General features: G+C 69.2%; 15 protein-coding genes, 2 rRNA genes and 1 pseudogene (1 of these 18 running past the window's edge). 8 read left to right on the forward strand and 10 right to left on the reverse strand.

Going from position 1 to position 21364, the window contains the following annotated elements; translation table 11 throughout:
* Positions 1–3109, forward strand: a 23S ribosomal RNA gene (locus ACSP97_RS19030); it begins 11 nt to the left of the window's first position.
* 72 nt (positions 3110–3181) lie between these two features.
* A 5S ribosomal RNA gene (rrf, locus tag ACSP97_RS19035) occupies positions 3182–3298 on the forward strand.
* A 99-nt stretch (positions 3299–3397) separates the two neighbouring features.
* On the opposite strand, the gene ACSP97_RS19040 is transcribed toward rrf, so the two are convergent.
* Positions 3398–3946 carry a cysteine hydrolase family protein gene (locus ACSP97_RS19040; RefSeq protein WP_355155399.1) on the reverse strand — a complete coding sequence of 183 codons (549 nt, stop codon included), beginning with the start codon at positions 3944–3946 and terminating at the stop codon, positions 3398–3400.
* A 53-nt stretch (positions 3947–3999) separates the two neighbouring features.
* Between ACSP97_RS19040 and ACSP97_RS19045 the strand changes: the two genes are divergently transcribed.
* Positions 4000–4557 (forward strand): GNAT family N-acetyltransferase, encoded by a 558-nt coding sequence (locus tag ACSP97_RS19045; protein WP_440553481.1) that lies wholly within the window; start codon positions 4000–4002, stop codon positions 4555–4557.
* A 58-nt stretch (positions 4558–4615) separates the two neighbouring features.
* Here ACSP97_RS19045 and ACSP97_RS19050 read toward each other — a convergent pair whose 3' ends face one another.
* From ACSP97_RS19050 to ACSP97_RS19090, 9 genes are all read right to left on the reverse strand, one after another.
* Positions 4616–6178 carry a type IV secretory system conjugative DNA transfer family protein gene (locus tag ACSP97_RS19050; protein WP_440553483.1) on the reverse strand — a complete coding sequence of 521 codons (1563 nt, stop codon included), beginning with the start codon at positions 6176–6178 and terminating at the stop codon, positions 4616–4618.
* Positions 6179–6192: 14 nt separating this feature from the next.
* A complete protein-coding gene (locus ACSP97_RS19055) occupies positions 6193–7605 on the reverse strand; it encodes an ATP-binding protein (protein WP_355155404.1) in 1413 nt (470 codons plus the stop codon).
* 14 nt (positions 7606–7619) lie between these two features.
* Positions 7620–9179, reverse strand: a complete 1560-nt coding sequence (locus tag ACSP97_RS19060; protein WP_364730779.1) for an SCO6880 family protein — start codon at positions 9177–9179, stop codon at positions 7620–7622.
* Positions 9176–10516, reverse strand: coding sequence for a hypothetical protein (locus ACSP97_RS19065; protein ID WP_355327913.1), 1341 nt, complete (start codon positions 10514–10516; stop codon positions 9176–9178). The genes ACSP97_RS19060 and ACSP97_RS19065 overlap by 4 nt, the downstream gene beginning before the upstream one ends.
* Positions 10506–11336: a hypothetical protein gene (locus tag ACSP97_RS19070; protein ID WP_355327915.1), complete on the reverse strand. Its 831-nt coding sequence runs from the start codon at positions 11334–11336 to the stop codon at positions 10506–10508. The genes ACSP97_RS19065 and ACSP97_RS19070 overlap by 11 nt, the downstream gene beginning before the upstream one ends.
* A gap of 138 nt (positions 11337–11474) precedes the next feature.
* Positions 11475–11783 carry a hypothetical protein gene (locus ACSP97_RS19075; RefSeq protein ID WP_355155411.1) on the reverse strand — a complete coding sequence of 103 codons (309 nt, stop codon included), beginning with the start codon at positions 11781–11783 and terminating at the stop codon, positions 11475–11477.
* A 358-nt stretch (positions 11784–12141) separates the two neighbouring features.
* On the reverse strand, positions 12142–13452 hold the full coding sequence (locus ACSP97_RS19080) for a S53 family peptidase (RefSeq protein ID WP_440553486.1): 1311 nt from the start codon (positions 13450–13452) through the stop codon (positions 12142–12144).
* A 363-nt stretch (positions 13453–13815) separates the two neighbouring features.
* Positions 13816–15171 (reverse strand): S53 family peptidase, encoded by a 1356-nt coding sequence (locus tag ACSP97_RS19085; protein WP_440553488.1) that lies wholly within the window; start codon positions 15169–15171, stop codon positions 13816–13818.
* Between the two features lie 426 nt (positions 15172–15597).
* The gene (locus ACSP97_RS19090) at positions 15598–16200 is read right to left on the reverse strand and encodes a TetR/AcrR family transcriptional regulator (RefSeq protein WP_355155417.1); all 603 of its coding nucleotides are present in this window, start codon (positions 16198–16200) and stop codon (positions 15598–15600) included.
* A gap of 71 nt (positions 16201–16271) precedes the next feature.
* Between ACSP97_RS19090 and ACSP97_RS19095 the strand changes: the two genes are divergently transcribed.
* The 5 genes and pseudogenes from ACSP97_RS19095 to ACSP97_RS19115 all read left to right on the forward strand — a co-directional run bounded on the left by ACSP97_RS19095 (position 16272) and on the right by ACSP97_RS19115 (position 21347).
* A complete protein-coding gene (locus ACSP97_RS19095; protein WP_355155419.1) occupies positions 16272–17195 on the forward strand; it encodes an oxidoreductase in 924 nt (307 codons plus the stop codon).
* Positions 17196–17403: 208 nt separating this feature from the next.
* Positions 17404–18089, forward strand: a pseudogene (locus ACSP97_RS19100) (SDR family oxidoreductase).
* Between the two features lie 139 nt (positions 18090–18228).
* Positions 18229–18993: a trypsin-like peptidase domain-containing protein gene (locus tag ACSP97_RS19105; protein WP_355155421.1), complete on the forward strand. Its 765-nt coding sequence runs from the start codon at positions 18229–18231 to the stop codon at positions 18991–18993.
* Positions 18994–19403: 410 nt separating this feature from the next.
* Complete coding sequence (locus tag ACSP97_RS19110; RefSeq protein ID WP_355155428.1) at positions 19404–20411, forward strand: C40 family peptidase; 1008 nt, start codon at positions 19404–19406, stop codon at positions 20409–20411.
* Between the two features lie 231 nt (positions 20412–20642).
* Positions 20643–21347 carry a phosphatase PAP2 family protein gene (locus ACSP97_RS19115; RefSeq protein WP_355327921.1) on the forward strand — a complete coding sequence of 235 codons (705 nt, stop codon included), beginning with the start codon at positions 20643–20645 and terminating at the stop codon, positions 21345–21347.
* Positions 21348–21364 lie beyond the last annotated feature (17 nt).

Below are 21364 nucleotides of genomic sequence, written 5' to 3' on the forward strand. Positions count from 1 at the left end.
TAAGGGCGCACGGTGGATGCCTTGGCACCAGGAACCGATGAAGGACGTGGGAGGCCGCGATAGTCCCCGGGGAGTCGTCAACCAGGCTTTGATCCGGGGGTTTCCGAATGGGGAAACCCGGCAGTCGTCATGGGCTGTCACCCGCTGCTGAACACATAGGCAGTGTGGAGGGAACGAGGGGAAGTGAAACATCTCAGTACCCTCAGGAAGAGAAAACAACCGTGATTCCGGGAGTAGTGGCGAGCGAAACCGGATGAGGCCAAACCGTATGCGTGTGAGACCCGGCAGGGGTTGCGTGTGCGGGGTTGTGGGATCTCTCTTCTACGGTCTGCCGGCCGTAGGGCGAGTTAGAAACCGTTGATGTAGGCGAAGGACATGCGAAAGGTCCGGCGTAGAGGGTAAGACCCCCGTAGTCGAAATGTCAGCGGCTTGCTTGAGAGACACCCAAGTAGCACGGGGCCCGAGAAATCCCGTGTGAATCTGGCGGGACCACCCGCTAAGCCTAAATATTCCCTGGTGACCGATAGCGGATAGTACCGTGAGGGAATGGTGAAAAGTACCCCGGGAGGGGAGTGAAATAGTACCTGAAACCGTGTGCCTACAAGCCGTGGGAGCGTCGGAATGTGCTTGCACATTCTCGTGACTGCGTGCCTTTTGAAGAATGAGCCTGCGAGTTTGCGGTGTGTTGCGAGGTTAACCCGGGTGGGGAAGCCGTAGCGAAAGCGAGTCCGAATAGGGCGTTTTTAGTAGCACGCTCAAGACCCGAAGCGGAGTGATCTAGCCATGGGCAGGTTGAAGCGGAGGTAAGACTTCGTGGAGGACCGAACCCACCAGGGTTGAAAACCTGGGGGATGACCTGTGGTTAGGGGTGAAAGGCCAATCAAACTCCGTGATAGCTGGTTCTCCCCGAAATGCATTTAGGTGCAGCGTCGTGTGTTTCTTGCCGGAGGTAGAGCACTGGATAGGCGATGGGCCCTACCGGGTTACTGACCTTAGCCAAACTCCGAATGCCGGTAAGTGAGAGCGCGGCAGTGAGACTGTGGGGGATAAGCTCCATGGTCGAGAGGGAAACAGCCCAGAGCATCGACTAAGGCCCCTAAGCGTACGCTAAGTGGGAAAGGATGTGGAGTCGCACAGACAACCAGGAGGTTGGCTTAGAAGCAGCCACCCTTGAAAGAGTGCGTAATAGCTCACTGGTCTAGTGATTCCGCGCCGACAATGTAGCGGGGCTCAAGCGTACCGCCGAAGTCGTGTCATTGCAGCATATAGCCCTAACGGGTGTTGTGATGGGTAGGGGAGCGTCGTCTGCCGGGTGAAGCAGCACCGGAAGGTAGTTGTGGACGGTTGACGAGTGAGAATGCAGGCATGAGTAGCGATTCACACGTGAGAAACGTGTGCGCCGATTGACTAAGGGTTCCTGGGTCAAGCTGATCTGCCCAGGGTAAGTCGGGACCTAAGGCGAGGCCGACAGGCGTAGTCGATGGATAACCGGTTGATATTCCGGTACCCGCTGTGAAGCGTCAAACATCGAGCATCGTGATGCTAAGGCCGTGAAGCCGCCCCGGAGCCTTCGGGCAAAGGGGAGTGGTGGAGCCGCTGAACCAAGCGGTTAGTAGGTGAGTGATGGGGTGACGCAGGAAGGTAGTCCATCCCGGGCGGTGGTTGTCCCGGGGTAAGGGTGTAGGACGGTGTGTAGGCAAATCCGCACATCATGTGTCTGAGACCTGATGCCGAGCCGATTGTGGTGAAGTGGATGATCCTATGCTGTCGAGAAAAGCCTCTAGCGAGTTTCATGGCGGCCCGTACCCTAAACCGACTCAGGTGGTCAGGTAGAGAATACCGAGGCGTTCGGGTGAACTATGGTTAAGGAACTCGGCAAAATGCCCCCGTAACTTCGGGAGAAGGGGGGCCACACCTGGTGAGAGCACTTGCTGTTCGAGCTGGGGGTGGCCGCAGAGACCAGCGAGAAGCGACTGTTTACTAAAAACACAGGTCCGTGCGAAGCCGTAAGGCGATGTATACGGACTGACGCCTGCCCGGTGCTGGAACGTTAAGGGGACCGGTTAGCTTGGATTCGTCCAGGCGAAGCTGAGAACTTAAGCGCCAGTAAACGGCGGTGGTAACTATAACCATCCTAAGGTAGCGAAATTCCTTGTCGGGTAAGTTCCGACCTGCACGAATGGCGTAACGACTTCTCGACTGTCTCAACCATAGGCCCGGTGAAATTGCACTACGAGTAAAGATGCTCGTTTCGCGCAGCAGGACGGAAAGACCCCGGGACCTTTACTACAGTTTGATATTGGTGTTCGGTTCGGCTTGTGTAGGATAGCTGGGAGACTGTGAAGCGGCCACGCCAGTGGTTGTGGAGTCGTCGTTGAAATACCAGTCTGGTCGTGCTGGATGTCTAACCTGGGTCCGTGATCCGGATCAGGGACAGTGTCTGATGGGTAGTTTAACTGGGGCGGTTGCCTCCTAAAGGGTAACGGAGGCGCCCAAAGGTTCCCTCAGCCTGGTTGGCAATCAGGTGTTGAGTGTAAGTGCACAAGGGAGCTTGACTGTGAGACCGACGGGTCGAGCAGGGACGAAAGTCGGGACTAGTGATCCGGCGGTGGCTTGTGGAAGCGCCGTCGCTCAACGGATAAAAGGTACCCCGGGGATAACAGGCTGATCTTCCCCAAGAGTCCATATCGACGGGATGGTTTGGCACCTCGATGTCGGCTCGTCGCATCCTGGGGCTGGAGTCGGTCCCAAGGGTTGGGCTGTTCGCCCATTAAAGCGGTACGCGAGCTGGGTTTAGAACGTCGTGAGACAGTTCGGTCCCTATCCGCTGTGCGCGTAGGAGTCTTGAGAAGGGCTGTCCCTAGTACGAGAGGACCGGGACGGACGAACCTCTGGTGTGCCAGTTGTTCTGCCAAGGGCATGGCTGGTTGGCTACGTTCGGGAGGGATAACCGCTGAAAGCATCTAAGCGGGAAGCCTGCTTCGAGATGAGGACTCCCACCCACTTGATGGGGTAAGGCTCCCAGTAGACGACTGGGTTGATAGGCCGGATCTGGAAGCCAGGTAACTGGTGGAGGTGACCGGTACTAATAGGCCGAGGGCTTGTCCTCAGTTGCTCGCGTCCACTGTGTTGGTTCTGAAACCACGAACAACCATTGTGCTGGTTGTCAGTTTCATAGTGTTTCGGTGGTTATAGCGTGAGGGAAACGCCCGGTTACATTTCGAACCCGGAAGCTAAGCCTCACAGCGCCGATGGTACTGCAGGGGGGACCCTGTGGGAGAGTAGGACGCCGCCGAACAATTTTTGAGGGGAACCCCCGCACTGTGGTGCGGGGGTTTTCCGCGTTTCAGGGGCTTTTCCGTCGATTGGGGGGATGGTCGGCGCCCGACGGACGGCGTCAGAAACGCACGTCCGCCGTCCGCACCGTGCCCGCCGTACGGCCCGGGGCGCTCTGGTTGCTCCAGTACAGGTTGGTGTGCGCGATCACCAGCTCCGGCGAAGGGGCCCCGTACGCCGTGAGGTCCTCCGTGGTGTGGGCGTCGGCGACCAGCGTCGCGTCGTAACCGCGGACCAGGCCGCCGTGCAGCGTGGAACGGACACAGCAGTCCGTCTGGGCGCCGGTGACCAGCAGCCGGCCCACACCGTGCGCCGCCAGCACGTCCTCCAACTCGGTGGCCTCGAAGGAGTCCGGGTAGGACTTGGCGATCAGCGGCTCGGAGTCCAGACGCTTCAGCTCCGGGACGTACTCCCAGGCCTCGGTGCCCGGCACCAGCTCCTCGTCCTGGTGCTGCACCCACACCACCGGGACCCCCGCCGTACGCGCCCGGTCGACCAGGGTGTTGATATTGGCGAGAACGTCGGCCAGCCCGGGTGAGCCGGCGACGACCCCGTTCTGGACGTCGATCACCAGCAAGGCGGTGTGCGGTCGTTCGTGAAGGGTGGTCATGGCGGCCACTTTATGGGGTGCCGAAGGCGGCCCGCAGCACTACCGTGACGGACATGAACAGGCTTTCCAGCGATTACGTCGTACGCGCCATACGGCCCGAGGAATGGGAGAAAGTGAAGGAGCTGCGGCTCGACGCCCTGCGGGATCCGGCCGCGCCGCTCGCCTTCCTGGAAAGCCACGAAGAGGCCGCGGCGAAGGCCGACCTCTTCTGGCAGGACCGGGCGGCCGGCTCCGGCGAAGGCTCCCCGACAGCCCAGCAGTTCATCGCCGAGGTACCCGACGGGACGTGGGCCGGTTCACTGACCGTGCTGATGGAGGAGCCCGGCACCGAGGACTGGGCGGGGTACACGATCGAGCGCCGGCAAGGACACGTCGTCGGCGTGTACGTGCGCCCCGGGCACCGGGGCAACGGGCTGATCAAGTCCCTGCTGGACGCCGGCGTGGACTGGGCGTGGCGGCACGGCGCCGAACGGGTCCGGCTGCTGGTGCACGAGGACAACACCCGGGCACAGGGCGCCTACCGCAAGGCCGGGTTCGGCCCGAGCGGGCTGGTGGTGCCGTTCGTGAAGGACGCGGCACAGAACGAGCTGGAGTTCGTCCTGGAGCGGTGACCAGGGCCTTTCTTCCGGATCAGGTCGGCTCGGCGCGGCGAGATCCGGAAGACAGGCCCTAGACGGGCAGCCCCGGCGGCCCCGGCAGGTCCCGGTGCGGCCAGCGGGCGCGGGCCTGTTCGCGGGAGCGGAGCAGGGCGAGCGTCGCCAGACCCTGCTCCGTGCCGGAAGCCAGCAGGTCGGGCAGCTCCGGGAGCGGGGCCACCGCGGCGATGTCGTCCAGGACCAGAGTGAGTGGTGGGTCGAGCCGACCGGAGGATGACCGTTCGGCCATGCGCCGGCCGCGCTCGACCACGCTGGAGACGAGGGCCGTCAGCAGGGGCATCGCGCCCGGCGTGCTCCTGGGGTCCTCGATGGATTCTCCGACTACGTAAAGCGTGCCCCCTTCATGGACGAAGGAATCCAAGGCGAGGGCATCAGTTCGGTTGGGGGTGCAGGCCTCACGGATGTTGACCGTCGACAGCGCGGCCAGCGCCCGACCGGTCAACTCCTGGGCGATGTCCCGACGTTCCGGGTGCGCGGTGAGCGCGGCCTCCAGCTCGCCCGCGGCGCCCGCGGCGGCCTTCGGGTGGGTGCGCAGGATGCGGACGGCGTCCTGCACCTGGGTGCCCTGGGACCAGCGGTGGACATGGCGGACGGTGCGGTTCTCCAGGGCGGCGGCGTGCAGACAGCTGCGCAGCAGGGTGATCGCCGTGTCCGCGACCGCCTGGTCGATACGGGCGGTGGGCTGCACCGGGGCGAGGAGCGCGGTCGCACGGTGCAGGGCGGTCTGCTTGTCCTCGCAGCCGGCCGTGGGGGACCAGTGGAGGCGGGCCGGCGTGTCGCAGCGGTGGGTGGGGTCGTAGAGCAGGGCGGGGCCCAGCTTCGCGCGGGCGTCCTTGGTCTCCGACCAGAGTTCCGGGTTCGAGGTGACGACGACGAGCGGGCCGTCCGCGTCCCGTACGGCCTGGACGGCGGTCCTACGGCGGGTGTCGGCGGGCGCGACGAGAATCTTCTCCCGGCCGCCCGGGCCGCCCACGCGCTCGCCGTCGGCAGGAAGGCGAACCGGCGGCTCCGGCACCGGCAGGACGGGCTGCGGTGCGGGCGGTGCCGGCTGCGGGGCCGGCATTTCGTGCCGCTGCTCCGGCACCTCGTACCGCTGGGGGACTTCGTACCGCCCCGGTGCCTCCACCGGCACCGGGGCCACCGCGGCCGGCTCGGCTCGCGGCAGTGGCTCCGGCACCGGTGCCCGCTTCGCCGCCCGGGCCCGGGCCCGGGCGGCCCGCCAGCGTGCCACCGTACCCAGCACGAACACGGTGAGGACCAACAGCACCATCAGCTGGGCGATGAACAGCCCCCAGAACAGGCCCCAGCCGGACAGCTGGGACGCGGGGGTGTCGGGCCAGGCGCCGGCGAGGTCGTGCGGCCGGCCGAGGAGGTGGCGCATGGCCACAGGGGTGCGGACGAAGGCGACGCCCGCGGGCCAGGCGCCCTTGGCGAAGAGCGCGGCCAGGCCGGTGGCCGTCCACACCAGCACCGTGATGCCGAGGAGGAAGGCGAGGACGCCGAGCAGCAGCCCGTCCGGGATGCCGCCCTGGCCCTGCCGCCGCTCCTCCCGGGGTTCGCGAGCGTCCGGTCTCACCCGTCCGTACCTCCTTACGCCACCGTGGACTCGGAGTCGCCCAGGTGCTGTTCCACGAAGGCCGCCGCTCGCTCCTCGGCCTCCAGCTCGGCGGCGCGCAGGGCGTCGTCCGCCGCGAGGTCGCTGGAGGACTCGGTCATCGCGCGGTCGGTGAAGACCAGCGGCCGTTCGGTCTCGGTGATCAGGTGTTTGACCACCTGCACGTTGCCGTTGACGTCCCAGACCGCGATGCCCGGGGTCAGCGTCGGGATGATCTCCACCGCCCAGCGGGGCAGACCCAGGACGCGGCCCGTGGCCCGGGCCTCGTCGGCCTTCTGGGCGTAGATCGTCCTGGTCGAGGCCATCTTCAGGATCGCCGCCGCCTCCTTCGCGGCCGCGCCGTCCACCACGTCGGAAAGGTGGTGGACGACGGCCACGAAGGACAGGCCGAGGCGCCGGCCGAACTTCAGCAGGCGCTGGAACAGCTGGGCCACGAACGGGCTGTTGATGATGTGCCAGGCCTCTTCGACCAGGAAGATCCGCTTCTTGCGGTCGGGGCGGATCCAGGTGTGCTCCAGCCACACCCCGACGATCGCCATGAGGATGGGCATGGCGATGGAGTTGCGGTCGATGTGCGAGAGGTCGAAGACGATCAGCGGGGCGTCCAGGTCGATGCCGACCGTGGTGGGGCCGTCGAACATGCCGCGCAGGTCACCGTCGACGAGGCGGTCGAGGACCAGGGCGACGTCCAGGCCCCAGGCCCGTACGTCGTCCAGGGCGACGTTCATCGCCTCGGCCGAATCCGGCTCGGGGTGCCGCAGCCGCTCCACGATGTCGGTGAGGACCGGCTGGCGGTCCACGATCGTCTCGTTGACGAAGGAGTGGGCGACCTTGAGGGCGAAGCCGGAGCGTTCGTCCAGGCCGTGACCCATCGCCACCTCGATGATGGTGCGCAGCAGCGCCAGCTGGCCGGTGGTGGTGATCGCCGGGTCCAGCGGGTTGAGGCGGATGCCGTGGTTCAGGGCGGCCGTCGGGTCCAGCCGGATCGGCGTTATGCCCAGCTCCTCGGCGATGAGGTTCCACTCGCCGACCCCGTCCTCGCCCTGGGCGTCCAGGACGACGACCTGGCGGTCCCGGAACCGCAGCTGGCGCAGGACGTACGTCTTCTCCAGCGCCGACTTGCCGTTGCCGGACTCGCCGAGGACCAGCCAGTGGGGGGCCGGGAGCTGCTGGCCGTACAGCTGGAAGGGGTCGTAGATGTAGCCCTTCCCGGAGTAGACCTCGCGGCCGATGATGACGCCGGAGTCGCCGAGGCCCGGTGCGGCCGTGGGCAGGTAGACCGCCTGGGCCTGGCCCGTGGAGGTGCGCACCGGCAGCCGGGTCGTCTCCACCTTTCCGAACAGGAAGGAGGTGAAGGCCTCGGTGAGGACGGACAGCGGATCCCGCATCGGCGAATCAGCCCCTACCTTCGGATGCCGGTGGCGAAAGGAAGTGTGTTCACGAAGGCGCGGTGGTGCTCCCGGTCGCACCACTCCAGCTTGAGGTACGACTTTCCGGCGGACGCCCTGATGGTGCGCTTGTCGCGGGCGAGGGATTCCGGAGTACGGGCGGAGACGGTGATGTAGCCGACCAGGTTCACGCCGGCGGCGCCGCTGGCGAGGTCCTCGCCGCGCTGGTCGAGCCGGTTGTGCGCGGCCAGGTCGCGGGGGTCGACGGTGCGGTTCATCTTGGCGGCGCGGGACGCCTCGGCCTCGTCGTTGGTCTTCTCGGTCAGCATGCGTTCGATGGCGACCTCGGTGGGTTCGAGGTCCATCGTGACCGCGACGGTGCGGATGACGTCCGGGGTGTGCACGAGCAGGGGCGCCAGGAAGTTCACGCCGACCGGGGTCATGGGCCACTCCTTGATCCAGGCGGTGGCGTGGCACCAGGGGGCGCGGGTGGCGGACTCGCGGGTCTTGGCCTGGAGGAACGTCGGTTCGGTGGCGTCCAGTTCGGCCGGCCAGGCGTTGCGCCGGGTCATCGCCTGGATGTGGTCGATGGGGTGGTCCGGGTCGTACATGGAGTGGATCAGGGACGCGAGCCGGCCCTGGCCGAGCGGCTGGCGGACGCGGATGTCGGCTTCCTGGAGGCGGGAGCAGATGTCGGTGAGCTCGCGGGCCATGACGACGGCGAGGCCGGCGTCACGGTCCAGCTTGCGGCCGGACTGGGGGCGGGCGGCACGGGCCATCGCCTGGGCCTCGGCGGCCAGTTCGCGGCTGTAGTGCATGCAGGCGACCAGGTAGGCGCGGTGCTGCTCGCTGCTGGTGGACACCATGGACTGGAGCTGGTCGTAGGACCGCTGGAGCCATTCGGGGGCGCGTCCGTCGCCGCGCTGGGCGACGTCCTTGGCGTGCGCGTCGGGGTCTGCGGGCAGGGTGCGGGCGAGCATCTGGAGCCGGGTGACGAAGCCGTCGCCGTTGGCGACGTGCTTGAGCAGGGTGCCGAACCGGTCGACCAGGGCCTCCTGGTCCTCGGAGTCGCGCAGGCCGACGCCGGGGCCCTCGATCTCGATGGCGGCGGTGACGGTCTTGCGGTCGGCGTGCAGCAGTACGGCGATCTCGTCGGGTCCGAAGGGGGCGGCGAGCCAGCTGATGCGGCCGATGCCCGGGGGCGGGCCGACCTCGACCTCGGCGCCGTCCAGGCGGGTGCCGGCCTCCATGACGGCCGAGCGGTAGGTGGCGCCGCGCTTGAGGGTGCGCTTGTAACTGCGGTTGATCTCGAACCACTTGTAGAAGGTGCGGCGCTTGTACGGCACGTAGACCGCGGCGAGCGCGAGCAGCGGGAAGCCCGTCAGCAGGACGATCCGCAGGGGCAGGTTCGGTACGAGGAGGCCGCACATCATGCCGAGGAACGCGCCCACGACGATCAGCGCGATCTCACCGGACTCGCGGTTGCGGCCGATGATCGCGTTCGGCCGGGCGCGGCCGATGAGATACGTACGGCGGGGCGTGATCGGATGGGACAGGTGGGACTCGGTCGTCAACGCCCTTCACCTCCCGTGCGGTTGTTGCGGGTGTTGCCGGCGTGCGGGGTGTTGACCGGGCTGGCGGCCCGGGGCGCGGGGGCGGCGGCCCCGCCGCCCCCGCCGGAGGTACGGCTGCTGTGGGCCGCGACGCCGCCGGAGACGGGGTTGGCCGGGCGGGGCGTGCTGGTGCCGCCGCTCTGGGCTCCGCCGTTGCTGTCGGCGCGGGAGCTGTGGGTCTTGATGCCCTGCGCGACGAGGGTGGCGGGGGAGCTGATGACGGCGGCGGCCTTGCCCTCGGCGCCCTGCATGATCCGGTTGTTGCGGCCGCTGGCGATCTCGTCGCCGAAGCCGGGGACGAAGCGGTAGATCGCGGCGCTGGCGAAGATGGCCAGCAGGATGATGGCGAGGCCGGAGACGACGGCGGAGAAGGCGTCGGGGCCGTTGCCGGAGGAGAGGGCGCCGGCGAGGCCGAGCACGATCACGATCACCGGTTTGACCAGGATCACGGCGATCATGATGCCCGCCCAGCGGCGGACGTGTCCCCACAGGTTCTTGTCCACGAGGCCCGCGTAGACGACGGTGCCGAGGAGGGCGCCGACGTAGAGGAGGGCGGCGCGGATGACGAGCTCCAGCCACAGGACACCGGCGGCGAGGATGCTGACCAGGGAGACGACGATCAGCATGATGGGGCCGCCGCCGATGTCGGTGCCCTTGCTGAGGGCGCCGGAGAAGGTGCCGAAGAACGTGTCGGCCTGGTCGCCGGTGGCCTTCGCCAGGACGTCCGTCACGCTGTCCGTGGCGGAGACGACGGTGTAGAGGATCAGCGGCGTGAACGCCGAGGCCATCACCGTCAGCCACAGGAAGCCGACGGCCTCCGAGATGGCGGTGGTCAGCGGCACACCCCGCACCGCGCGCTTGGCGACGGCCAGCAGCCACAGCAGCAGCGTCAGGATCGTGGACGCGGCGAAGACGATGGCGTACTGCTGGAGGAACTTCTCGTTGGTGAAGTCGACGGTGGCGGTGTCCTTGACGGCGGAACTGAGCTTCTTGACGGTCCAGGCGGCGGCTTCGGCACAGCCTTTGGCGAGTGACGACAGCGGATCCATGGTGGAGGTGTCCGGGACGTTGGCACCTCCCGATCCGCTGGAGGTGTTGCCTCGGGCACAGTACTTCTTGGCGTCGCCGACGATGTTGGTGCAGTCGAACCCGCCCGACGGGGAGCTGGACGGGCTGCCCGACGGGGTGGGGGAGGGCGATGGTGCGGCGACGGCGCGGGTGGCCAGCAGTACGGCCGTGGTCTGGACGGCTGTCACGATTCCGGCGAGCTTGAGCGCACGTTGCGGGCTACCGGGCATACGTGAACCCTCCGTACTCTTCGATGGCCTTGGAGATCTGGTCGGAGGTGGCGGCCGGGTCGTCACCGGGCACGGGAGAGGGACCGTTCTTCTGGGTGTCGGCGGCGATCTTCCAGTCGCCGCCGGACCAGCGCAGGTCGAAGGTCCATGTCTTCCAGGTCGAGGTGACGGGATCGGTCGAGCCGTTGCCGGCCATGCCGATGAGGCCCACGTACCAGACCGCGACCTTGGCCGCGTTGTCCGTGTAGGACTGCACCGTCGCACCGACCGGGGTCACCCGGGCGACGAACGTGCTGCCTTTCGGCGGGTTGCCGTTCGCGTCGAGGCCCATCGTGGCGAGGAAGTCCGCCGTGTAGGACCGGTCCATCTCGCCTTGGAGGCGGGCTGCCACTTCGGGCACGTACAGGAGGCTCAGCAGCCTCTGGCGGCTGTCCTTCTTGAACATGTCCGTCGAGCCCAGGGCCACCGCGTAGTTCGAGGCGGCCGACTGGGCTCCTTGTTCCGAGTGGGCGAAGCCCGTGGGGATCCCCATCGTCTTCGTCTGCACCGGCCGGGTTCCGCTCGCCGCCGTGGGGTCGGTCGCCGGTGGTTTGCGTGACGAGGCCGTGGGGCTGTCGGCGGACGAATGGTCGCCCCTGTTCGCAAACGCGATGGCCGCGATCAGGAGGACGACGACGCCGACGACCGTGATCAGGCCCCGGGAGGAGGAGCGGGTGGGGCGGCGGGGGGCGCCGCCGTAGGGGTCGTTGTCGGGGAGGCGGGTACGGGTGTGGCCCGTGTCGCCGTAGTCGGAGTAACCCTGCTCGTCTGCGGGACTCATACCGGGTACGCCCCCTCCACCTCGTAGACATACGACGGTAGCCGTGCTGGTTCCCGCGCGGGCGCGGTGTGGTGACTCGACATCAGGGAAACGCAACCTCAGCCGGTGGGCACGACGGACAGGGTGGGGACAGGGAGGCTAGACCGCCATGCCGTAGACGATGGTGAACAGCGTGCCGAGGGAGCCGATGATGAAGACTCCGGTGAGTCCGGCGATGATGAGGCCCTTGCCCTGCTCCGCGCTGAAGGTGTCGCGCAGCGCCGTCGCACCGATGCGCTGCTTCGCCGCGCCCCAGACCGCGATGCCGAGGCAGAGCAGGATGGCGACGGCCATCACCACCTCGATCATCACCTTGGCCTCGTTGCCCAGGCTGCCGAAGGGCCCCCAGTCCGGAGCGATCCCGCCGATGATGGTGTTGATGTCTCCCTTGTCGGCCGCAAAGAACATGTAAGTCACCGCCCCTGGTGGGTAGTTCCGCGAGTCCTCTGCGGTGTGCAGAGGTCAGGCCTCATTGTCGCCGACAACGTCGCCGTCGTATGTCGACTTGACGTCATTGACTGGCGGGTTTCGTACGAATACGTCGTACGGTCACTCTGTGTATCACGGCAGGTCACCCCGGGCAACGAGGTCCGACCGGAACCTGCCGTGTGGTCCCGTCGTTGACCTTCTTTACGCCCTGGCACGGTTTTTGACGGCCGGTCGGGTGAGAGACCGCTTCGATGGTCTCACGCGGGGGCGCCCTGAAACGGCCGAGGGCCCCGGCGGCGGGTGCCGCCGGGGCCTGTGGGGTGCGGGTCGGGAAGGGTCAGCCGGTGAAGGCCGAGACGCCCGCCGGGGTGCCCAGGCCGGTCGGGCCGTCGTAGCCCGAACGGGCGGTGCACAGGTAGCTGGTGGAGCAGGAGCCGTTGCTGCCGCTGGTGACGTCGTTCAGCGCGGTGGTGCCGGCCTTGGCGTAGGGGAACTTGGCCGGGTAGCTGCCGCTGCTCGGGGTGCCGGCGAGGGCGTAGACCGAGGCGATGATCGGGGAGCTGGCGCTGGTGCCGCCGAAGGTGTACCAGCCGGCGGTGATGCCGTACGAGTCGTAGACGGAGACGCCGGTGGCGGGGTCGGCCACGGCGGAGACGTCCGCGATGGTGCGCTTGGCGCAGCCGGTGTCGGTCTGCCAGCTGGGCTTGGCGTCGTAGGCGGAGCAGCCGGAGCCGGTGCCCTCGGTGCTGGAGGTGTTCCAGACGGTCTCGCTCCAGCCGCGGGTGGTGGACGCCTTCTTGAGGGCGGTGCCGCCGACGGCGGTCACGTACTGGGAGGCGGCCGGGTACTCGGCGCCGTAGCCGGAGTCACCGGCGGAGACGGTGATGGCGACGCCCGGGTGGTTGAAGTAGGAGGAGTCGTAGCTGCTGTCGGAGGAGGACTCCGAGCCGCCGTAGCTGTTGGAGACGAACTTGGCGCCCAGCTTGACCGCTTCGTTCACCGCGGTGCCCAGGTTGGCCATCGTCGGGGTGGTGGCCTCGACCAGCAGGATGTTGCAGTTGGGGCAGATCGCGGAGGCCATGTCGAGGTCGAGGGAGATCTCCTCGGACCAGCCGGCGTCGCTGCTGGGCAGTGAGGTGGTGGAGCCGGTCTGGCTGACCTGCTTGAAGCAGCCGCTGGCCTTGGTGCAGGCGGGCAGGCCGTAGTACGAGCGGTACTTGGCGAGGTCGGCCTCGGCGTTCGGGTCGTTGTAGGCGTCGACGATCGCGATCGTCTCGCCCGAGCCCTTGGAGGCGGCGGCGGAGGTGAGGCCGTAGGCCGCCTGGAGGTCGGAGGGGCCGTACCCGGAGGGTGTCGAGGCGTTGGCGGCCCTGGGCGTGATGCCGGTGCGGGCGGCCTGTTCCTGCTGGAAGGCGGTGAGTCCGCCGGTCACGCGCAGCGAGTTGCAGGCGAGTTCACCCTGGTGCTTCGGGGTGGCACAGGGGGTCTTGGCCCAGGTCGCCCCGGCGGGGGCGGCGGTGGCCGCGCCGGCCTGGACGGCGGTGCCGAACCCGGCGAACGCGAGCGCGGCAGCGGCGGCGAAGACGGTGCCGATGCGGCGCCGGCGGCCGGGTGCGGCCGTGGTGCCGACGGCGGGGGACGTACGCATGTGCAGCCTCCTGATGTTCCGGTCGAGGGGTGGGAACAGGGGCGTTGCTGGTGCGTGCGGCGGTACGACGAAGACGATGACTTGTTGAGTACGCGACAACAAGAGGGCAATTGCCTCCGCGCGGGAATCCTGGCTTCCGCCTTACCCAACGTTGTCGTTCTCTTGACCCGACTCACAGGCGACGGACGGGAAATGGGCGGGCGCCGGGGTGGCGGGCGCCGGGTGAGGACGTGCCGGAGGGCGGACCACGGCCGGCTGCCGTGGTCCGCCCTCCTTCTTTCCGTGCCGCCGAGGGGGCCCCACGCCCCCCTCATCGGCGGCGCCCCGTGACCCGACGGGGTGTCCCGTTCGCGGGTCGGCGGCTCAGCCCGTGAAGGCGGCCGTGCCCTCGGGGGTGCCCAGGCCGGTCGGGCCGTCGTAGCCCGAACGGGCGGTGCAGAGGTAGCTGGTGGAGCAGGAGCCGTTGCTGCCGCTGGTGACGTCGTTCAGCGCGGTGGTGCCGGCCTTGGCGTAGGGGAACTTGGCCGGGTAGCTGCCGCTGCTCGGGGTGCCGGCGAGGGCGTAGACCGAGGCGATGATCGGGGAGCTGGCGCTGGTGCCGCCGTAGGTGTTCCAGCCGGTGCCGTCGGCGCCGTAGGTGTCGTAGACGGAGACGCCGGTGGCGGGGTCGGCCACGGCGGAAACGTCCGCGATGGTGCGCTTGGTGCAGCCGGTGTCGGTCTGCCAGCTGGGCTTGGCGTCGTAGGCGGAGCAGCCGGAGCCGGTGCCCTCGGTGCTGGAGGTGTTCCAGACGCTCTCGCTCCAGCCGCGGGTGGTGGACGCCTTCTTGAGGGCGGTGCCGCCGACGGCGGTCACGTACCGGGAGCCGGCCGGGTACTCGGCGCCGTAGCCCGAGTCGCCCGCGCTGGCGGTGATGACGACGCCCGCGTGGTTGTAGTACGACGAGTCGTAGCTGCTGTCCGAGGAGGACTCCGAGCCGCCGTAGCTGTTGGAGACGAACTTGGCGCCCAGCTTCACGGCCTCGTTGACCGCGGTGCCCAGGTTGGCCATCGACGCCGTCTTGGCCTCGACCAGCAGGATCTTGCAGTTCGGGCAGGTCGCGCTGACCATGTCGAGGTCGAGCGAGATCTCACCTGCCCAGCCGCTGTCGGCGGTGGGCAGCGAGGTGGTGGAGCCCGTCTGGCCGACCTTGGTGAAGCAGCCGTTGGCGGTCGTGCAGGCCGGCAGGCCGTAGTACGAGCGGTACGTGTTGAGGTCGGACGCCGCGTTGGGGTCGTCGTAGGCGTCCACGATGGCGACGGTCTCGCCCGAGCCCTCGGAGGCGGCGGCGGAGGCCAGGCCGTAGGCGGACTGGATGTCCGAGGGGCCGTAGCCGGTGGGGCTGGAGGCGGTGGCGTTCGGGCTGATCGTCCGGGGCGCGACGCCCTTGACGGCGGCCTGCTTCTCCATGAAGGCGGTGGTGCCGCCGGTCACCCGGAGCGCGTCACAGGCGGCGTAGCCCTTCTTCGGGGTGCCGGCGCACGCCTTCGCGTACTGCACATGGGCCTTGGCGACCTGGGCGGCGATGGTCTTGGCGCTCACCTTGTGCGGGGTGGCCGCCTCCGCGTGGGCGGCGGTGCCGAGGCCCGCGAGGGCGAGCGCGGTGGCTGCGGCGGCGGCCGAGCCGATCCGGCGCCATCTGCCGGATATGTGGGGGTGGGTGGGGGTGGTCGTACGCAACGTACAGCCTCCTGGGAGTGATGGGGAGAGGCCTGCGGTGGGGGGCCACCGGCGGGTTGTGCCGGTGGGGGCGGCGGCCCGCGACGACCATCGCTTGTTGGGTACGCGACAACAAGGGGTTTTCGGAATACTGACTTCCGCGTTACTGAAACGGGGTGCCCGGCTTACTGATCAATGACGGGCGGATGGCGGAGAGGTGACCTGGGGGGGAGCGGGGGCGGGGTGTCGACAGGCCGTGCGTGAAGGGAAGTTGGCTATCGGTGGCTCGTACGGTGTGTATCCGTAAGGGCGTTGGTCTTGTGTGTGGCCGACCGGGCTCGTGCGAACGGGGGTTGACCGGGCATTTCGCCGACGGGCCTTCGTTCGGCCGGGCGTTGACTCGCCTTGTCGTCGAACCAGCGTGGTGGTACGGGGGCTGAGCGGTCGTCAGCGGGGCTTGAGGCCGTGCAGCACCAGTCGGACGTGGTCGTCCAGTCCGGCCAGGACCTCCTCGGCGTCCAGCGCGCGGCCGGCGATGAGGGCGGCGAGGCCGTGCAGTCCGGCGGCGGCGGTCAGGGCGATGCGCTCGGGGTCGCCCTCGACGATCTCGCCCCGCTCCTGGGCGTCCGCGAACATCCGGGTGAGGGAGCCGAGGGTGCGGTCGGCGGCCGCGGCGAGCCGCGCCGAGCCGTCAGGGTGGTGCTTGCGCGCGAACATCAGCTCCAGCAGCGCGGGGTGCGCGACGGCGAAGCCGAGGTAGGCGTGTGCGCTCGCCGTCATCCGTTCGTCGAGGCCGGGCCCCGCGTCGGCCGCCTCGGTCAGTGCGCGCTCCAGCCGCTCGTACCCCTCCAGCGCGAGGGCGTCGAGCAGGGCCTGCTTGTCCTTGAAGTGGCGGCCCGGGGCCGCGTGGCTGACGCCGACGTCCCGGGCCAGCGCGCGCAGCGACAGCGCGCCGGCCCCCTCCTCCCGCAGAGTGCGCTCGGCGCTCCTGAGCAGGGCGGCGCGCAGGTCTCCGTGGTGGTAGGGGCGGCTTTCGGGCATGCGCACCATCGTATCCCGGTGTTGACGTCGCCAGCATTGTTGTCGTTGACACCATTGTTGCCGCTGTCTACATTATGGGGATGGCTGAGACGACCGGCGCGCGCGGCGCGCGCAAGTGGAACGTGACCCACCTGCCCGACCAGAGCGGCCGTACGGCCGTGATCACCGGTGCCAACAGCGGCCTCGGGCTGGTCACGGCCGAGGCGCTGGCGCGGGCCGGGGCGCACGTGGTGTTCGCCGTACGGGACGTCGCGCGGGGCGAGGCCGCCGCGGCGCGGGTCGGCGGCAGCACCGAGGTGCGCCGGCTCGACCTGGCGGACCTGGACTCGGTGCGGGCGTTCGCCGCCGGCTGGGACCGGCCGTTGGACCTGCTCGTGAACAACGCGGGCGTGATGATGCTGCCGGAGGGGCGGACCGCCCAGGGCTTCGAGCGGCAGTTCGGCACCAATCACCTCGGGCACTTCGCGCTGACCAACCTGCTGCTGCCGTACGTCACGGACCGCGTGGTGACGGTGGCCTCCTCCGCGCACCGCTGGGGCAGCCGGCGCATCCACTTCGAGGACGTGAACCTGCGCGGCCGCTACCGCCCGGCACGTGCCTACGCCCAGTCCAAGCTGGCCAACCTGCTGTTCACGCTGGAGCTCCAGCGCCGGCTGACCGAGGCGGGCTCCCCGGTGCGGGCGCTCGCCGCCCATCCGGGCTACGCGGCCACCAACCTTTCCAGCCACCACGCGAACCCGCTGGTCAGGGCGGGTATGTCGGTCGCCGGCCGGCTGGTCGCGCAGAGCGACCGGGCCGGGGCCCTGCCCACCCTGTACGCGGCCGTCCAGGACCTGCCCGGCGCCTCCTACGTCGGCCCCGACGGCTTCGGCGAGTGGCGCGGCGCCCCCACCCTGGTCGCCCGCAGTGCCGCGGCGAGCGACCCGGAGGCGGCCCGGCGGCTGTGGACGCTGTCGGAGGAGCTGACGGGCGTCGAGTGGAAGGCGGCGGGCGGACCCGGCTGAACACGGCGGGGAAACGCCCGGGTGACCGGGCACCGGATACGGTGACGGAAAGGGACACCCCGGGACGACTACGGAACCGAGACCCATGACCGCCGCAGGCACGGGCGGCATCGGGACCGGCGCGGGCGCCGGTCCCGGGCCGGTGACCTTCCGGCTCGACGGGCGTACGGCCCTGGTGACGGGGTCGGCGCGCGGCCTCGGCCTGGAGATGGCGCGCGGCGTCGCCGGGGCGGGCGCGCGGGTGGTCCTCAACGGCCGGTACCCGGCGGCCCTCGCGGCGGCGGCCGAGCGGCTGCGGGCGGGTGTCGGGTACGACGTCACGACCGCCGCGTTCGACGTCACGGACCGGCCGGCGACCGAGCACGCCGTCGAGGAACCGGGCGACCTCGACATCCTGGTCGACAACGTCGGCCACCGTGACCGGCGGGGCGTGGCCGAGATGAGCCCGCAGGAGCTGCACGCGCTGCTCGACACCGATCTGACGTCGGCCTACGCGCCGAGCCAGACGGTGGCCCGGGGCCTGGCCGCGCGCGGCGTCCCGGGCCGCATCGTCAACGTGTCGTCCGTGATGGGGCAGTTGGGCCGTACGGGTGATGTCGGCTACGCCACCGCGAAGGCGGGCCTCGACGGTCTGACCCGGGCACTCGCGGCCGACTCGGCCCGAGCGGGACGACCGTCAACTCGGTCGCGCCGGGCACCTTCGCCACCGAGGCCAACACCGAGCTGACGGCCGACCCCGACTGGGAACGCCGGCTGCGCACCCGTACCGCGCCGGGTCGTTGGGGCCGGCCGGAGGAGATCGCCGCCGTCGTCGTCTTCCTGGCGAGCGACGCGGCGACCTTCATCACCGGGCGGACCATCGCGGTGGACGGTGGGATGACGACGACGTTCTGACGCCGGGTGACCGGTGGGGAGGCGGGCGGGGCGGAGCGCCAGTACCGTGGTGGCTGCACCGGCCATCGGGAGGTTTCTGCCGAAAATCTCAGCGAAGTCGGAGCGGGTTTCTCACCTTCGTGAGACAGAGTGAGGCCTGATGAAGCGCATCTCACGCATCTCGGTCACCTCGCGTCCCGCGTTGCTCGGGGCTGTGGTGATGCTCGCCCTGACGTCGGCGTCCGTGGCCGCCGCCGACGACGGGCCGGGACCCCTCGGGGTCACCGCGGACGCGGTCGCGACCGCGCGCGCCGCACGGGTCGGCGCGCTGTTCGGTGCGGACCGCGCGAACAGCCTGGCCGGCGGGCACTTCTGCACCGCCTCGGTGGTGCACAGCCCGCGGGGCGACCTCATCGTCACCGCCGCGCACTGTGTGAGCGGCTCCGACGCCGACCTGGTGTTCGTGCCGGGCTACCGGGACGGGCAGGCGCCCTACGGGGTGTGGAAGGTGACCCGGCGCTTCCTGCCGGACAGCTGGGCAACCGACCAGGACGAGGACAGCGACCTCGCCTTCGCCACGGTGGCCGATCTCCGCGGCCGGACGATCGAACAGGTGGTCGGCGGCAACCGGTTCGTCACCGGCACCTCCACCGGGGCGACGGCGGTGACGGTCACCGGTTACCCGGACTCCCGCGAGGTCCCCATCCGCTGCACCAACAAGCCGCGCCGCCAGAGCGCCACCCAGCAGCGCATCTACTGCCCCGCCTTCACCGGCGGCACCAGCGGCAGCCCCTGGATCAACGGCGACCACCAGGTCGTCGGCGTCCTCGGCGGCCACGAGGAGGGCGGCTCGACGGACGACGTGTCGTACAGCGTGGTGCTGGGGGCGCAGGCGGGGGAACTGTACCGGGACGCGACGAGCTGACGGCCCCTACTCGGGGAACGGCACGTGCAGTTCTGCGTCTCGCCGATTGCTTCCCGGCCGGAGCAGAGGAACCGGCCGCCCTCGGCACGGTGGTTCAGTTTGGACCGGCCTGTCCGCCCACGTGACAGGCCGTATGGGGGGCGTCTGCCGGCCACCGCAGCGAGGTCTGCGCGGCAAGGCGGAATCGACGCGGGCCTCGCAACGGACTCCCCAGCAGGCGGAGAGCTTGTGACGGCGGCCACAGGGCGCGGTGATCCGCGGGCCTGATCGGTGTTCACGGGCTCCCCTCCTCCGTCCGCAGCCGGCCTGCCAGGAGGCCGAATCGGTCGTGGCTCGGACGGACGTTCTCGTGCTGACGGGGTGTGGCTTCTACACTGCTGTGCGGCGGACTGGCAGGCGGTGAGGGGCGGTTGACGGTGCGTAAGGGGTGGATCGTCGGTGGCGCCCTCGTCGGGGGTGGGCTGGCCTTCGTCATGCTGCTCGTCGTCGGGGTGTACCTGGTCGCGGGGAACCTGGTCGGCGGGATGGTGGCGGGCGGGCGCGCGCTGGCCAAGGGGGCGGTGCCGGCCGCGTACCAGCAGCTGGTGCAGAAGTGGGGGAACCTGTGCCCCGCGCTGAGCCCCGCGCTGCTCGCCGCGCAGCTGTACCAGGAGAGCGGCTGGAACCCGCGCGTCGTCAGCCCCGCCGACGCCCGGGGCATCGCGCAGTTCATCCCGAGCACCTGGGCGACGCACGGCATCGACGGAAACGGCGACGGCAAGCGCGACATCTGGGATCCGAACGACGCCATCCCGTCGGCGGCGTCGTACGACTGCGAACTGGCCAAGTACGTCAAGGACGTTCCGGGCAACGTCTCCGACAACATGCTCGCCGCCTACAACGCGGGCGCCTACCGCGTCATCCAGGCGGGCGGGGTTCCGGCCATCAGCGAGACGCGGAACTACGTGCAGCGCATCCGCAGCCTCGCGGAGAGCTTCGCCGCGCCGCCCACCCGGCTCGACCCCACCCGGCAGGCCGCGGGCGCCATCGACTTCGCGCAGAAGAAGCTCGGTACGCCGTACCTGTGGGGTGGTGAGGGCACCGCCGCGCAGGGCGGCCGGTTCGACTGCTCGGGGCTGACCCAGGCCGCGTACCGGAGCGTCGGGATCTCGCTGCCGCGCGTGGCCAACGACCAGTACAACGCCGGCCCGCACCCCTCGCGCAGCCAGCTCCTCCCGGGCGACCTGGTCTTCTTCTCGCACGACCCCAACGACTCCCGGGCCATCCACCACGTGGGCATCTACGTCGGTGGCGGGTACATGATCGACGCGCCGCGGACGGGGGCCGTGATCCGGTTCGACCCGATCGACGGCGCGGATTACTTCGGTGCCACCCGGGTAACGGAAGATGGCGCAAAAGCGCTCCCCACGTCGGTCTAAACCGCGCGTGAAACTGGGCCCTGAGCTGCGATGATGAGTCTCTCTTCGGTAACGTCTGCGTGATCTTTCAGTGGAGAGTGGAACGTATTGGTGGTGACCGTGCGTTCCTGTTGACGTAGCCCGGCCGACGTCAGTACGGAGCAGTGCAGCGGAAGCGGAACTACGAACCACGGGGGTCGGTGCGACGCACACGAGGTGCGTCCGGGAAAACGACGAAGGGGCCGCAGCACCATGGCTGTACTCGCCGAATCCGGATCGAACCCCGACGTCGAACTGCTCTATGACATCAACGGGCTGGCCAAGGACGCCCCGCACTGGTTCGACCGCGCCATGGAATTCGTGGGCGAGTACGGGCTGCTCCTCGCGATGGTGCTGCTGGTGGTGTGGTGCTGGTGGTCCGTGCGCCGGCGGGGCGGTGAGGACGTGGCGTCCTCGATGGCCGCGCTGGTGTGGGCGCCGCTCGCGGCCGGTATCGCGGTGCTGGTGAACATCCCGATCCGGGGATTCGTGGAACGGCCGCGCCCCTTCGTGGACCACCAGGGGCTCGATGTCCTCGTCGCCGGCAAGACGGACTTCTCCTTCGTCAGCGATCACGCCACCTTGACGATGGCGCTCGGCGTGGGGCTGTTCGTCGCCAACCGGAAGTTCGGCATCGTCGGGATCGGCCTGGCGCTGCTGGAGGGCTTCTGCCGGGTGTTCATGGGCGTCCACTATCCGACGGACGTGATCGGCGGCTTCGCCCTCGGCACGGCGGTGGCCCTGCTGCTCGCCCCCCTGGCCTCGGCCCTGCTCACCCCGCTGATGCGGGCGGTGGAACGGTCCCCCCGGGCCGGCCGGCTCGTGCGGCGCCGGACCGCGGCCGAGGTCCCCGTGGTGCCGGGGACGCGCAGGACCGTGGAGCCGGCGGACCCGGAGGAACGGGACCTGGCCGCGTAGCGGTACGGCGGCGGGGG

This window comes from Streptomyces sp. SCPE 10 (genome assembly GCF_051980735.1).
Lineage (GTDB): Bacteria > Actinomycetota > Actinomycetes > Streptomycetales > Streptomycetaceae > Streptomyces > Streptomyces misionensis.

Coding starts and splice junctions, on each gene's coding strand:
- ACSP97_RS19040 (WP_355155399.1), bottom strand. CDS start 3,946: ATGACCACCCTTCACGAACGACCGCACACCGCCTTGCTGGTGATCGAC.
- ACSP97_RS19045 (WP_440553481.1), top strand. CDS start 4,000: ATGAACAGGCTTTCCAGCGATTACGTCGTACGCGCCATACGGCCCGAG.
- ACSP97_RS19055 (WP_355155404.1), bottom strand. CDS start 7,605: ATGCGGGATCCGCTGTCCGTCCTCACCGAGGCCTTCACCTCCTTCCTG.
- ACSP97_RS19065 (WP_355327913.1), bottom strand. CDS start 10,516: ATGCCCGGTAGCCCGCAACGTGCGCTCAAGCTCGCCGGAATCGTGACA.
- ACSP97_RS19070 (WP_355327915.1), bottom strand. CDS start 11,336: ATGAGTCCCGCAGACGAGCAGGGTTACTCCGACTACGGCGACACGGGC.
- ACSP97_RS19075 (WP_355155411.1), bottom strand. CDS start 11,783: ATGTTCTTTGCGGCCGACAAGGGAGACATCAACACCATCATCGGCGGG.
- ACSP97_RS19080 (WP_440553486.1), bottom strand. CDS start 13,452: ATGCGTACGTCCCCCGCCGTCGGCACCACGGCCGCACCCGGCCGCCGG.
- ACSP97_RS19090 (WP_355155417.1), bottom strand. CDS start 16,200: ATGGTGCGCATGCCCGAAAGCCGCCCCTACCACCACGGAGACCTGCGC.
- ACSP97_RS19095 (WP_355155419.1), top strand. CDS start 16,272: ATGGCTGAGACGACCGGCGCGCGCGGCGCGCGCAAGTGGAACGTGACC.
- ACSP97_RS19105 (WP_355155421.1), top strand. CDS start 18,229: ATGAAGCGCATCTCACGCATCTCGGTCACCTCGCGTCCCGCGTTGCTC.
- ACSP97_RS19115 (WP_355327921.1), top strand. CDS start 20,643: ATGGCTGTACTCGCCGAATCCGGATCGAACCCCGACGTCGAACTGCTC.